The following is a 13,868-nucleotide window of genomic DNA, read 5'->3' on the forward strand; positions in this document are numbered from 1 at the left end:
CGAAGGCCAAGATAAACTACTGCGGCATCAATCTGCACACCAATGATTGCCTTATCGTGGTCATCGATGACCACGATAAGGTTTTGCTTGAGAAGCGTGTTCCAAACGATTTGGCGGGGATATTGCAATTGCTCGCTGCCTACCGACATGACTTGGCTGGTGTCGTTGAGGAATCGACCTACAACTGGCACTGGCTCGTCGACGGGCTGATAGACGCCGGTTACGAAGTGAAGCTGGCTAATCCATCCGCCATCAAGAAATACGAAGGGCTCAAACACAGCGGCGACGAAGCGGACGCTCGCTACCTGGCTCACCTGCTGCGCCTTGGCATTCTCCCGACGGGCTCCATCTTGCCACCAGAGCTGCGCGCGACCCGCGATCTGGCGAAAAAGCGCATGCAACTGGTGCGTAGCCGCACCCAACATATCCTGGCAGCAGAGAACATCACCGCGCGAGAGTATGGCAGCCGCATCAGCAGCAACCAAGTTATGCCACTGGACGCTGAAGACGTTGACGCAATGCCACTACCCGAGGATGTCAAATACGCGCTAAAAGCGAACGTTGCGGTGGTCAAGGCAATCAGCGAACAAATCAAAATGCTTGAGAAACGGATTCAGGAACGAGTCATATCCAGCGCAGAATACCGACTGCTCCGGAGTGTGCCAGGGATCGGCAAGATGTTAGCGCCAGTCATTCTGCTGGAGACGGGCCCGATCGACCGTTTCAAGCAGGTGGGCAACTTCGTGTCGTATGCCCGGTGCTTGGACAGCGAACACTCCAGCAATGGCAAGAAAAAAGGCGAAGGCAACACCAAGAACGGCGACAAGTATCTGGCCTGGGCATTTATTGAAGCAGCCAACTTTGCGCGGCGCTATAACAATCAGGCACGACGGTTCTACAAGCGCAAGAAGGCAAAAACGAACACGGCAGTCGCCACGAAAGCGCTCGCCCACAAGCTGGCTCGAGCGTGCTACCACATCATGAAGGACGGCAAGCCGTTTGAGGTTGGCCGCTGCAAACTTTTGGAACGCAAAAACTTCGGCCGAGCGCCGCACCAAGATGATCTCGACCCTCCCTATCGAACGGTCGCACGCAGTGTGCACGCTGACCGCGTTCCGCCGTCGCCAGGGCATCCTGCCATGCCGGCCGTAAAGCTAATCGAGTAGTTGCGCAATGTCGCGGTGGAGACTGCTCTATTCGGCATGATGCTCGGGACGCAGGCCGGTAAGATCTCTATTACTGTTGCAACCGCACGAGGCTGACGATGAGACAGGCACTTCATCCTGCATGGCGTTTTCTGCTGCTGCTGACGCTGGCCGCACCAGCCTGGGCACAGCTGGTTCCCCCGCAGGGACTGGATGTTCCCTACGAACCTTCACCGCAAGCCGTGGTGCAGACCATGCTGAAGTTGGCGGAGGTCACCGGCGACGACGTGCTGTACGACTTGGGCAGCGGCGACGGCCGCATCGTTATCAGCGCGGCAAAAGCCAACGGCGCCAGGGGCGTGGGCATCGACCTCGACCCGCGCCGGATCGATGAGGCCAACGCCAATGCCAAGGCCGCAGGTGTGGAGGGCAAGGTACAATTCAGGGTGGGTGATCTCTACACCAGTGATTTTTCAGAAGCGAGCGTGGTAACACTGTTCCTATGGCCGCAGGTCAACCGCAAGCTGCGCCCAATACTATGGCGGCAGTTGAAGCCGGGTACACGGGTGGTGTCTTATATCTGGGACATGGGCGAGGAATGGCCCCCGCAAAAGACAGTGCGCATCGGCGGCAAGCCCGTTTATCTGTGGACCATCACCGAGGCCGTCAAGGCACGGGCTGTGCGTTAGCGCCTGAAATGAACCTGAAGCGAACAGCAGAACGGTTTAATTGAGTATGAGGCACCACAGCCATGACCACGACCGGCAGCGGTGCCTCGTCCATAAAATGCATATCGAAATGTCAACACCAGGATAATTATCCTATGGAGGAAAGCTGAAATCTCACTCGACTATTGCCAGGAACATCCTCTGGCTTGCCTCTGCGCTGCGCGAGTCTTCGCCGTATTTCGACTGACTTTGCCACTACTGCTTTCAGCAGCGGACCCGCCCCGAGAGCGTAAGGACATTGCGCTGCTCAGCAAAATGTGGGCTACGGTCCGTCCGTCCTTTCTTTGATAACGAAGGCATCACCCATTAGGTGCCACTGACGCGAGTAGACATACGGCTTCGGTTTCAATACTGCCGACATGAGAGCCGGCCGAAAATGTCGCGCAACATGATTGCGTGCCTGAACGAATATCACGGTACACGGCGATGCAGCTGCCGGGTCCACTGCCGGTATGTCCAGCCACCGATAAGCCACCGTTGACTTTTCCTGCCATGACGCCTAATCCATATCCGGGAGATAACCATGGCCGGCCAGCGATCGGTCCGCCAAGGGTTTCCCCATCGAGCATGGCTATCAATAAATCCTTGCGAAGCAGGTTTTCCGTCATCAGCCGATGCAACAAGAGAGTCGCATCACCGAGGGGACCGACAAGCAAACCGTGGTACACCCAGCGTGGATCATAAGCTATTACCTCGCCCATCTCGACGCCATTGAGATCATATTTTGTACGGGCAAGCTGTACCTGTTTAAGACCCAGCGGATGAAGAACCAGCCTCTGCAGCGCAATTCCGAATTCCTCGCCTGCACTACGCTCAATAAGGTGACGTACGTAACAATACCCGATATTGGAGTAGGACCATGCGCTACCTGGCTTGTGACGCAACCGCTGTGCTTCCACGCGTTCCAGCATTATTTCCTCACTCCACGGGGCGTCGCCGCGGTTAACAGCGGCATGATAGGCAGGCAGGACTCCGTAATCCGGGAGTCCTGCCTGGTGCCTCAACAGCTGCCGGAGAGTAAACGGTCCTCCATGTACGGTTCGTCTAATGACAGCGCCTTGTTCTGCACCTGAAGTAGTGCTGCGGCAGCAATGACCGTTTTCGTAAAGCTCCACCAAGGAACCACGACATCCTGCCCGCGTTGAGAAAGTACAGTGCCGTTCCGTATGAGTACATGATACATAGGAAAATTATGACATGGACAAAAGAAAAGCTGCCCTATATCGAATTCACGGGCTCCTCGGGATACCAGCCCGCTTTGTGATACTGGTGTTCCTTTGTCCTTTGGTCTGCTTCGAGTGTGACCTGCCATCTTTCACAAACGGACAGTGCGGGCGGTTCGGCGAACGGCAAATGTCGACCCATACCAGACTTTGAGCACTAGCGAGCCGGAGCCTCAGGCAAAGTCCATCACGCTCTCCAGCCGCTTCTTAGTTTGAAGATCGTCGGTTACGCTTTGCCGAGAAATATCCTAAGCCTCCATAAAGAACCCAGATGGCTGGAATAAATCCACCGATAATACCTAACGCCTCTGTCCACCGCTGCGGTGGTGTGTTGAGTAGGATTGGAACAAGTACACCAGTAGTTGCTAAAAATGAAGGGATAAACGCAGCAAGCCATAAAGGCTTTGACGTTCGCTCGCCCCATAGAACGCCAAACACAATAGTGCAAATCAAAAACAAGAAAGGCAGAAGCGCTGTCATGGTCTTTCGGTCTAATTGGTACTTATACGGACCGCCCCTGCCGTTATGTACGGCGGTCTGTGCACTATATATGCATGGGAGGCCACTCGGCGAAAACCGCCATGCCTGCCAAGTTTTCGACCCAAAACGGACGTAGCAGGTTTGCAAAAAAAGAGCCACTCATCAGCAAGCATGGGGTGACCCAAAGACATCTACAGATACGGTGGCGATTCACGAGTCATAAAAGGCAAAAGCGGATTTCCATTCCTGAAAAGCGCCTTTTGGGGCGTCGCCGCGTTCGCCAGTCAGTGGGTTCGGCTTATACTTCAATGATAGCGACAGAGTCAGCATCGCCGCCATAGTCTGCCAACTCCGCCACCGTCTATACTCTTTCGGATTGCTTCGCGCCTACCTGGAGCGTGCTCTCCAGGCTTCTGCCTGGCTGCGCACGACACCGATCAGGCTACCCTGCGCCAGCTCGATATCGACCAAGTGTGTGCCCCATTCTGGGCGGATTCGGTCGCCAGAATACAGGTCGCTGGCAATGTCGATGCCGACAGCGGTGTAGGCCGGGGAAGTAGTCACGCTTAGGTAGGAGGCATTGTTGGCTTGAACGCATTCGGCACGGGCAATCGCCTGTGGACTGGCGAACGGCGCATCTGACTTGCGTGCGAGCATTGCGAAGCCTGTATGGTCGTGTGGGCGACCGATCAGGTTGGTTTTGGTTGGTAGGTACGAGCGCAGCACGCCAGGCCCGCCAGCGAGCGACGCCGGGTTCGTACAAGCGACTTGGTTGCCATCCGCCAGTCGACCGAACAGGCTGTTGGCGGGCGGCGGCGAGCTATCGCGGAAGGAGACGTATGACACTACGCAGCCAGTCTGTCCGGGCGCACGGCACAGCGGCGTCTGCCTGAAAGTGCCGCCGACGTCTCGGCCTTTTGGTACGCCGATATTGGTGCCGATCAGCAGCGCTGACACCAGTTGCGCACTAGCCGGCTTACCTTCAATTTCTTGACGCAGCAGGTCGCTTAACACGCGCGCGCCCTGCGAATGGCCGATTAGCACCACGCCCCGACCGTTGTTGTACAGGCGCAAGTACTGGTTCCATGCCGCCAGTACGTCCAAGTAGGGCATCTGCGTATCAATCGCCATCGGTTGTCCGGTGAGGTGGCTGGTTAAACCGCGGATAGTGACCTGACGGTACACCGGTGCGAATAGCCTGCATTCCGAGCCGAATCGAGCCAACTGGTGTTCCACAGTGCGCTTTTCTTCCGGGCCGGGGATCATGTCGCTGTTGGGCATGGGATCGTTGGAAATGGTCGGATACACATAGAAACAGTCGATCGCCGGCGCGATAGCGGCCCGAAAGGTCTCGCGCCCGGCTGGCTCGCCGCCCGGCTTGAACAGGCTGGCATCAAGATTGATACTGCAGGCATCGCTGCTGCCCGGTAGGCAGAGCCAGTTAGCGCCGTCGGAATAATCGTTGCCGCCAGCGCTGGCGGACTTGGCAGGTACTGCGGTCGCCACCGAGGCAGGCGCCGGGGTGGACGCAGTGGGCGCAGTGCCGCAGGCTGTAAGCAGAACAGCGGCTAGCGCGCCGACCGGGATCGGCAGGGTGGTTTGTCTCATTTCTTCCTTAATATTGTAATTGCGCGGAACCGGGCTGGTGCCGCAGGGACATCATAAGCCTGTCTATATAGGAATAGACGTAAGAATATTGTAGTTGGGGCTCATTGCCTCGCCTACGCATAACCTTGCTGCTGACGGGATAATTAAAAGCCGCAGGACATCCGCTGCGTCATTTCGCGCAGCGACATGAGACGGCCGCTTTACCCAAAAGCGACCGGCAAGCCCAGGAACTTTACTGGCCGCCTTATACAATTCCCTAAAAATACTTGATCCACCTGGGTACTGGCAGCTTGTGACGGAGCATCCCGGAATTCCGAGGCAGTAGGCCGACTGGTTAACGTCTGCTTCGGGCCGATCCCGGCCGCTGGACCTTGGCGGGCACCAATTTGAACGGTCCCATTTCACTCTCGTGATACGCATTCCACAAAGCGTCAGAGCGGTCAAAAAAGCAGGTTGGCTGCAAAAGGGATATGGCCTTTCCCGGGAGCCTCCCGCACTACTAGGGCTGAACTTCGCCTCGATGATTCGATCAATCCTAGCCATCGCGGATGGTACATGCGACAGGTCCACAAGGAGTGATGCCATGAGCAAGCAGCAGCCGAACCAGGATATGAGCAAGGCAGTACAGTCGCCTGATGAGCGCCTTGTCGCCGCTGCACACGCCGGCGATCTGCCTGCGATACAGCAAGCTATCACTGATGACGCCAACATCAACGCGAAGGTCGTCACGGACCGGTTCCGGGGCGAAGAATTTCAAAGCACGGCCTTGCATCTGGCGGTACTGTATGCGCACGAGGCGGTCGCTGCTTATCTCTTGGAAAAGGGTGCGGACGCGAATGTGCTCGACAGCGCTAACCGCGCACCGCTGCACCTGGCGACTATCGCGCGACAGACCAACTTCGTACGTATGCTTTTAAACGCCGGCGCCGACGTGAATCTGAAGGATGCCAAAGGATATTCGCCGCTGCACTCGATTTCCTCAGCAGGAGGCTCCACGGAGATTGTCGATCTGTTGCTTCAGCGCGGTGCCGATGTAAATGCCGCTGACAATGGCGGCGTGACCCCAATTTTTGATGCGGTGTATAACGCGCAACCGGTGCTCGTCAAAAAATTGCTTAAACATGGCGCGATGTTCAATGCGTTCGACAACAATGGCGAGCAGCCGATCCATTTTGCCAATCGAGATAACTTGAAAGAGCGTGGGAGAGCGGAACGGACAGTGGAGTGCCTCGCCCTCCTGCTCGAGGCCGGGGCGAGCGCGGACGCGCCTGATCGTCATGGCAAGACCCTGGTGGAACAATGCGAAAACGATCCGCGGATAGCAGAGCTGGTGGCAGTGTTCAAAGCCAAGGTCGGAGTTGATGCTGCGCTTGCAAAGATCCAGCGTGAAGGTCCACAGGGAAACAGCGGTGACTGAAACAGCCTGTGAAAAAGTAACGACCGAAGCTGCGCCGATCAAACATGTCCAACAAACGGTGGTTCGGTCACTCGCGCAATAGCTTTAGTTCGTCGCCTATTTCGGCAGGATCGTAATCAACCAGCGAAATTCCGCGCTTCTGCACTTCCGCCCAAAAATCGACTTTGCTCATGCCAGCATTGAGTGCTGCTCGACCAGCCACTACCTTGCTTTGCCGAAAACTCTCAACAGCTTCATCGATGGTCATTGCTCCTCCTGTTCAACAAATGGCTATTAATTCAAAAGCGCGTCTGCATACGGACCGAATACATCCTTCGGGGAAACTGCTACAGCCTCCAGCACATCGGTGCTTGGGTAAGCATCCTCGGTCAGGCGCGCCACTGCGGCGCTCGCGGATCGAGGTCGTCTGTTTTCGACCCAGGCCGTGTAAAAACGAAAGGCACAGAGATAGATGGGCTGGCGGCAAGGGGCGGTTGTGGATCTGACTGGCTTTGTGGGAATGGAAGGGACGTCATTCCAGAAGGCCTATCAGGCCCTAGCCAGTTTCATCACCAACTCTGCTCCCATTATGCTCAAGAGCCGCTTGAAGTTATAAGCAAGCACATGCAGGCTCATTTCCGTTCGGACCCGATCAAGCGTCTTTGTCAGGAAATGCGTGGCACCCATCCATGATTTGAGAGTGCCGAAGGGGTGCTCCACAGTCTGCCGTCGCGAACGCATTTGCTCAGGCGCCTTGCTGAGCCGTTCCTGCATCGCATCAATGACCGCTTCATGTTCCCATCGTTTGATACGACGTTCCGGACCGGTCGTGCACTGAGCCTTGAGCAGACATCGCCTGCATTCCGGCGTGGCATAGGCATGCAAGGTAAGCCCATGCTCAACCGTTGCAAAGCGGCGCGTCATTGAGTGACCAGCGGGGCAACGGTACTCGTCCCGGTCGGGCATGTACACAAAGTCTTGCTTGCCGAACCGGCCGTCGGCCTTGGCGCCGGACGTGAGCGGCTTGGGAACATACGCGGTGATGCCGGCCTGGTCGCAGGCGAGCACTTCTTCGCCGCTGAAATACCCGCGGTCTGCAACGACAGCCAACTTCTCAATGCCCGTCGCTTCTCGTGCCTGTTCAGACATGTTCGCCAACTGGCTCCTATCATTGCCGATATTGGTGACTTCATGCGCGACGATGAGATGATGTGTGGTATCGACTGCAGTCTGCACGTTGTAGCCCACCATTCCCGTGCCACGGCCGCTGGTGGCCATCGAGCGGGCATCGGGATCGGTCAGGGAGATCTGCCCATCAGGTGCATTTGGAAGGCGTGCCTCAACCTCCTTCAGTGCTTGCATCTGTTCTTTGAGCCGGGTGATCTTATCTTGCAGTCGGACCGTTTTTGCCGGCGCTTCTGCTGGCTCTGTTCGATCGAACGTTTCCAGCATGCTGAGATAGCGCTCGATACTCTCCTCGATCTGCTGCAGACGTGCCCGCACCTTGGCCTTGGTGAAGTTCCGGTCGCGATTGTTGACCGCCTTGAACTTGCTGCCATCAATGGCAATGAGCTGTTGTGTGAACAGGTCGAGATTCCGGCACAGCAGCACGAATTGCCGACAGACGTTGCGGATGCCGACGCCATTGTCCTTGCGGAAGTTGGCAATCGTCTTGAAGTCCGGCATCAGCCGGCTAGTCAGCCACATCAACTCAATGTTGCGCTGGGCTTCGCGTTCGAGACGGCGGCTAGACTGAATGCGGTTCAGGTAGCCATAAATGTAGAGCTTCAACAGATCCGCAGGATGGTATGCGGGACGGCCAGTATCTGCGGGCGTAACCCCTTTAAATCCCAACGTTGCCAAGTCCAGCTCATCGACAAAGACGTCGATCACCCTCACTGGGTTCTCATCTGTCACATAGTCGTCCAACTGTGCAGGAAGCAAGATGCCTTGTGCCCGATCACTGCCTTGGATAAAGCGCTTCATTCGCCACCTCGACACTACTGTGAGATATCGATGTGACAAGCCACAGCGCAATTCGTTTACTCAAAGTCCGCGTTTTTACACACCCTGGACCCATAGCAGACGTTCATGAGGCTTTAATGGCCGAGAGGATAGTGAGCAGCTTGGCGGTATCAACGGGTTTGACTAGGTGGTGGTCAAAGCCAGAAGACAAGGCATTGACTCGGTCGCTCTCCTGTCCATACCCTGTGATGGCAACGAGCACTGCATCCCGATTCTCTGGTTGCGCCCGCAGACGTCGGGCCAGTTCGTTCCCATCCATTTCTGGCAACCCGATATCGAGCAGGCATACTTGAGGCATATCGAGCTTTGCCCTCTCTAACGCGCGGTGTGGCCCGTGCTCCACTACCACCTCGTGTCCCATCGTCTCCAGCAGCATCTTGAGCATCTCTGCCGCATCAATGTTGTCGTCCACCACCAAAATACGCAGCGAAGCCGCCGCTGCGCCTTGCGATGCATTTTCTACGGATTGAGACGAGGCAGAATGCGTTTTTGGATGAAACAGGGGTAGGCAAATCGAGAAGGTGCTACCTTTACCCAACCCGCTGCTTTTACAGCTGACGGTGCCGCCGTGCAAATCTACCAAACTTTTTACCAAGGCCAGTCCCAATCCCAAGCCACCCGACGAACGGTCTGACGTGCGCTCAGCTTGGGCAAAAAGATCAAATACATGTTTGGTCATATCGAGCGTCATGCCGATGCCATTGTCGGTGACCTCAATCAACACATCCGACTCTCGTACTAAGGTGCATAAAGTGAGATGGCCGCCCTCAGCGGTGTATTTGGCAGCATTGTTGAGCACGTTGGCCACGACTTGCACCAAACGCTTTTTATCGCCGCATATCGTGCCTGCTTGTGGCGCTTGGCGGATGACCAACTCATGCCTGCGATTACGGATCAGGGGATTGACCTGCTCCAGTGCTTCATTGACGATATGATGAATATCCAGTGTCGCCTTATCCGGTTCAATCAAACCGCGAGTCACGCGCGAGACATCGAGTAGATCATCAATCAGCCCAGTCATGTGACTAACTTGTCGCCCGATGACTTCGCTGGTTCTTTGTACCCGCTCTTCATCAAGTTTTCCCAATTGCAGCAGCTGTGCAGCTGCGCCAATCGGCGCGAGCGGGTTCCTCAGTTCATGAGCAAGCATGGCAAGGAACTCATCCTTGCGCCGGTCAGCATCCCGCAGCTTTTCCTCTGCTTCCTTACGGTTGGTGACATCCCGAAAAAAGATAGACAGTCCATCCGCTACGCCCGGATAGGCCCTTACTTCAAGCCAGCCAACTTCTCCATCTGAATAGATGTGTTGGTATTCCAAAGTCTCGGGCTGCCGTGTCTGCATCACTTGCCGGTACATGCTCTCCAAGTCCGACCCAACGACCTCAGGCCATAGCTCCCAATGGTTTTGGCCGACGATCTGCTGTCCGGGCCGGTCACCGATCCGTAGGCCCTCAGCGTTCATATACAGTACGGTCCAATCGCGGCCTAACATCCCGAAACCTTCCGTCATAGTGTCAAAGACGGCTTGGCTACGGTCACGCTCTGTCCGCAATTGTGCTCGGGCAATCGTCGCTTCTACGGCAGACCACGTCCGCTGCGCCATATCCTTGCCGAGTTCGATTTCATAGCTATTCCAACGATGTGGTGTAAAACGGTGAAACGCCAAGACCAAACGAAGCTTGGATGAGCTGATAAATGGCATTAACAATTCAGCACGTACACCAATCTGGCGATATGCATCAGCATACTGAGCGGTACGATGATCTAAATTTACGTCTGTATTGACGACGACTTTGCCCGCCAAAAGATCAGCAATTAGCTCGGGACCAAAATCATTCATGACCTTTGTTGCGCCTGCTACACTTGCTGCGTCAACAGCTGTCCAGTCGCAACGCATGTAGACGAATTTCTGTGATTCATCGACTTCGCCATAAACAACACGCGATGCGCTGATTTTTTGTCCAAGTAACCGGCATGCGGTTTGGATGATTTCTTCAGGTGACTGGAGATCGCGTAGTGCATCTTCCAGTTGAAGAGAGAATGCCTGTCGGGCTGCATTTTTTTGAAGCTCCTCTTCGTACCGTTTCTGCTTGGTGATGTTTCGGAAAAGGCCGCCGACTCGGTTGGTGGTGCCGGCGATAGGAAACGCATAGCAGTCAAACCATCTGCCCATCGAAAGGGACTTATTGATAAATCGGCTGGGCTGCCCGGTAATGGCGACGTTGCCATTTATTTCGATCCAATCGCGCTCGATGTCTGGAACCAGCTCGGTAATGAGCTTGCCTTCTGCGCCCTGCAGCCCAGTCTGCTCCACAAAAGCCCGATTAGTCCGGATGAAGCGGTAATCAATCGGGCGGAATTCTTTATCTTGAACAATCTCAATAATGCAGTAACCTTCGTCCATCGATTCCACTAGCTGCTGCTCGGCAAGAACCTTCTCGGTAGATTCACTGCCTATGCACATCAAGCCAGCAATCGCCCCTTGTTCGTCCCGTAATGGCGTCCATGAAAAGGTGAACCAGCCGATGGGCCGGTTAGGACGGCCTGCAAGCTTGACGGGCTGGTCGGCCCAATACTGTGCTTGTCCAGCCATCACTGCCTCTACATATGGCCGGTACTCCTCCCAAATTTCCGACCACAGCGCCTGGAAGGTCTGGCCCATTGCAGCAGGATGCTTTTTTCCTACGATTGGCAAATAGCTGTCGTTATACATGGACCATAGCTCTTTGCCCCACGCAATGTACACCGGCTGGCGAGCAGTAAGCATAAAGTTAACGCAAGTGCGCAAACTCGACGGCCAGGACTCCAAGGGACCGAGAGGGGTAGAAGACCAGTTGAAATCCCGCAGGCGGCCACTTGCTTCCCCTTGACCAACTAACCAATTTGTCATGCGTCGTTCTTTCAATACTGGAAGTCTTAAGTTGGAACTACTGAATTGCTCCGGCCGAGCCAAAATCAACGCTAACCACGCCCCGAGATGTCAATCACCTCATTATAGGTCCCACTGTGTTAATCACGCCTTGAAGGTCCGCTTTTGGCCGAGCCCAAACCTTTAGCAAAGCTCTGCGTTGAGATTGAATCTGGCAAGTCTTGCTCAACCAATTCCCATTCGCTGCACATAATGCCTTCTTCCGGCTACGCAAACCTAAGATAATGACGGCGCCTTCAGCCCTCGGCCAATCATCAGAGTTCTGTCGCCAGCGATAGTACGGCGCGTGCATTTACGACCGCGTGAGTTCCTCGAAATCCTGGAAACCAACAAGCCTCGTTCATGCCTTTGGGTTTATAATCAAACAACTTTTCTAATGGTCAGATTAATTCGGTACTTGCCGGTTAATGGATGGAATCCCGGCTTAACAGGCAGCACGCCATGAAACCGCATCCGCGACGGACCACCCCAAATCACGACATCGCCGTGCTCCAAGGGAACGTCGATTGCTTTATTAGAACGCTCAAACCCGCCCATCTTGAACAGGCATGGCAGTCCCAGAGAAATAGAAACGATAGGAGCCATGAGGTCTTCTTCACCGCGATCTTGGTGCATGCCAAGTTTGGCACCAGCGGCATACTGATTGACATGGCAAGCGTTCGGTTGGAAGTCCGGAAACCCTACTTCGTTGGCGGCAGCAATACCGATTTCGCGGATCACGGGTGGCATTGGTGGCCATGGTTTCTTAGTGAGCGGATCGTCTTTCCGGAAAGCGTAATTATTTCCCTCCCCGCCGGCACCGTATTCGCCACAGCCAGTGATGCGCACTGACATCTTCAGTCCGCCGGGCGTAAAGGAGTCGCGGAATGGGGATGCTGTGAAGACGCCGTCCAAGGCCGCCAGTAGTGCTCTATCCTGGACCAGCGCAAAGCGGCGCAATACGACTGCGCCGGGGAACAATTCTTCGCGCCACTGCCGCAAGCGTTCGTCGTCGCCTAATAAGTCACTCATCATTAAGAAATCGTAGCAGACTCAGTAATGTTTCCTGTCGAACGCACAACATATCGTCAATGGCGCAGTTCGACCCAAGCGGGACGTCCATAAAAGCCATAAAAATTATGGCTGCCTCCGTATATTAACTCCAGAGAGAGTACATTGATTATCGCAATTGCGACAGCATGTTATCCCAGTGTGGGCGCGTTCTGGAACGGTCGCGCATCGACCGGTATATCGATGGAAACTGTGGTGCCCCGCCCCTCTGCACTGTCCACATCAATGCTGCCGCCATGGCTTTCTGCAACGCTACGCACGTAGGGCAAGCCAATACCCCATCCTTTCTGATTGCCTTCTTTTGCGGCCTTTGCTCTTCGGAAAACCTGAAACAAGCTTTCTACCTGGTCCGGAGGAATTGGACTACCTTGGTTATGTACAGACAATAGCAGCCGCCCGTCGTATTCTCTGGTACTGACCCGAATCGGCGTATCACGACCCCCATACTTGACGGCATTGCTAATCAGATTCTCGATGGTCCGCTTAATGGCGTCCCGACCCCACCAACCGTTGATTGATACCCCAGCTACTTCAAAGCGCGGACCATGGACCTCAGAAGCTTGTTCACAGACTTCTGTCACAACGTCCATGACGTCGAAGTTGGATGGGTGAAGAGACAAACGTTCCCCGTGCTGGAAAACGACGGTATCCAGCAACTGCTGGATCATTTGGTCCATGCGACTGAGGTGCTCACTGATTTTATGAGCAAAAATATCGATCTTTTCGAAGTCCCTGATACGTGGGATTAACTGTGCTGCAGTGCTAGCTGTAGCCAGTGGGTTCCGCAAGTCATGCGCCAGAGTCGCAACAAACTGTTCGCGAAAGGCGGCATGAGCAAGGCTAAATGCAGTCACTGCCTCCCTGATCGCACTGTCAATGGAAGAACTAATGATTTGCATTTCACCATCACTTATTGGCACTTGGTGCGCCCTCAGGACATCAAGAAGGGTGGACTTGAGAATCTGGTACTCGCAGATCACGGCGGGGGCTTCATAAGAAGTCAATCGTGCACGTTCCCCACCGTGCTCTAGTGCAACGGCTGGCGTGGTAACCCCAGCGCTATTTCTAGGGTAATCGGGCGTCAGTGCTTCGGCAAGGTTGTCATACATGGTCGGAAGTGTGTTGACAAGGATAGGATGTGACAACGCGTCTGCACCTTTGACGCCTGCCCGCACTCTCTTTTCCCATTCCGTAAACACCGCCTCACGAAGCTCCAGCATCCTCTGGCTAAGTTCAGAAAGGTTGCTTGGATTAAAGTTCTGATCACTTGCAAGAGTCATGTTG

Annotated in this window: 11 protein-coding genes; 3 read left to right on the plus strand and 8 right to left on the minus strand. The window is 54.9% G+C overall.

What is annotated here, in order from left to right; translation table 11 throughout:
- Positions 1-26: 26 nt before the first annotated feature.
- On the plus strand, positions 27-1,166 hold the full coding sequence (locus KTQ42_RS20030) for an IS110 family transposase (RefSeq protein ID WP_349292181.1): 1,140 nt from the start codon (positions 27-29) through the stop codon (positions 1,164-1,166).
- A 98-nt stretch (positions 1,167-1,264) separates the two neighbouring features.
- Positions 1,265-1,834, plus strand: a complete 570-nt coding sequence (locus KTQ42_RS20035; protein ID WP_217347365.1) for a class I SAM-dependent methyltransferase — start codon at positions 1,265-1,267, stop codon at positions 1,832-1,834.
- Between the two features lie 338 nt (positions 1,835-2,172).
- On the opposite strand, the gene KTQ42_RS20040 is transcribed toward KTQ42_RS20035, so the two are convergent.
- From KTQ42_RS20040 to KTQ42_RS20050, 3 genes are all read right to left on the minus strand, one after another.
- Positions 2,173-2,988 carry a serine hydrolase domain-containing protein gene (locus KTQ42_RS20040; RefSeq protein ID WP_349292175.1) on the minus strand — a complete coding sequence of 272 codons (816 nt, stop codon included), beginning with the start codon at positions 2,986-2,988 and terminating at the stop codon, positions 2,173-2,175.
- 315 nt (positions 2,989-3,303) lie between these two features.
- A complete protein-coding gene (locus KTQ42_RS20045; RefSeq protein WP_217347367.1) occupies positions 3,304-3,576 on the minus strand; it encodes a hypothetical protein in 273 nt (90 codons plus the stop codon).
- Positions 3,577-3,963: 387 nt separating this feature from the next.
- Entirely contained in the window at positions 3,964-5,184 is a 1,221-nt protein-coding gene (locus tag KTQ42_RS20050) for a DUF3089 domain-containing protein (protein WP_217347368.1), read from the minus strand.
- 583 nt (positions 5,185-5,767) lie between these two features.
- On the opposite strand from KTQ42_RS20050, the gene KTQ42_RS20055 reads away from it, so the two are divergent.
- Positions 5,768-6,601 (plus strand): ankyrin repeat domain-containing protein, encoded by an 834-nt coding sequence (locus KTQ42_RS20055; protein WP_217347369.1) that lies wholly within the window; start codon positions 5,768-5,770, stop codon positions 6,599-6,601.
- 67 nt (positions 6,602-6,668) lie between these two features.
- Here KTQ42_RS20055 and KTQ42_RS20060 read toward each other — a convergent pair whose 3' ends face one another.
- The 5 genes from KTQ42_RS20060 to KTQ42_RS20080 all read right to left on the minus strand — a co-directional run bounded on the left by KTQ42_RS20060 (position 6,669) and on the right by KTQ42_RS20080 (position 13,864).
- Complete coding sequence (locus KTQ42_RS20060; protein ID WP_217347370.1) at positions 6,669-6,848, minus strand: UPF0175 family protein; 180 nt, start codon at positions 6,846-6,848, stop codon at positions 6,669-6,671.
- Positions 6,849-7,129: 281 nt separating this feature from the next.
- The gene (locus KTQ42_RS20065) at positions 7,130-8,566 is read right to left on the minus strand and encodes an IS1182 family transposase (RefSeq protein WP_217347371.1); all 1,437 of its coding nucleotides are present in this window, start codon (positions 8,564-8,566) and stop codon (positions 7,130-7,132) included.
- Between the two features lie 103 nt (positions 8,567-8,669).
- Complete coding sequence (locus KTQ42_RS20070) at positions 8,670-11,318, minus strand: PAS domain-containing protein (protein WP_217347372.1); 2,649 nt, start codon at positions 11,316-11,318, stop codon at positions 8,670-8,672.
- Positions 11,319-11,894: 576 nt separating this feature from the next.
- On the minus strand, positions 11,895-12,548 hold the full coding sequence (alkB, locus tag KTQ42_RS20075; protein WP_217347373.1) for a DNA oxidative demethylase AlkB: 654 nt from the start codon (positions 12,546-12,548) through the stop codon (positions 11,895-11,897).
- A 167-nt stretch (positions 12,549-12,715) separates the two neighbouring features.
- The gene (locus KTQ42_RS20080; protein WP_249223012.1) at positions 12,716-13,864 is read right to left on the minus strand and encodes a HAMP domain-containing sensor histidine kinase; all 1,149 of its coding nucleotides are present in this window, start codon (positions 13,862-13,864) and stop codon (positions 12,716-12,718) included.
- Positions 13,865-13,868 lie beyond the last annotated feature (4 nt).

This window comes from Noviherbaspirillum sp. L7-7A (assembly GCF_019052805.1).
Lineage (GTDB): Bacteria > Pseudomonadota > Gammaproteobacteria > Burkholderiales > Burkholderiaceae_D > Noviherbaspirillum_A.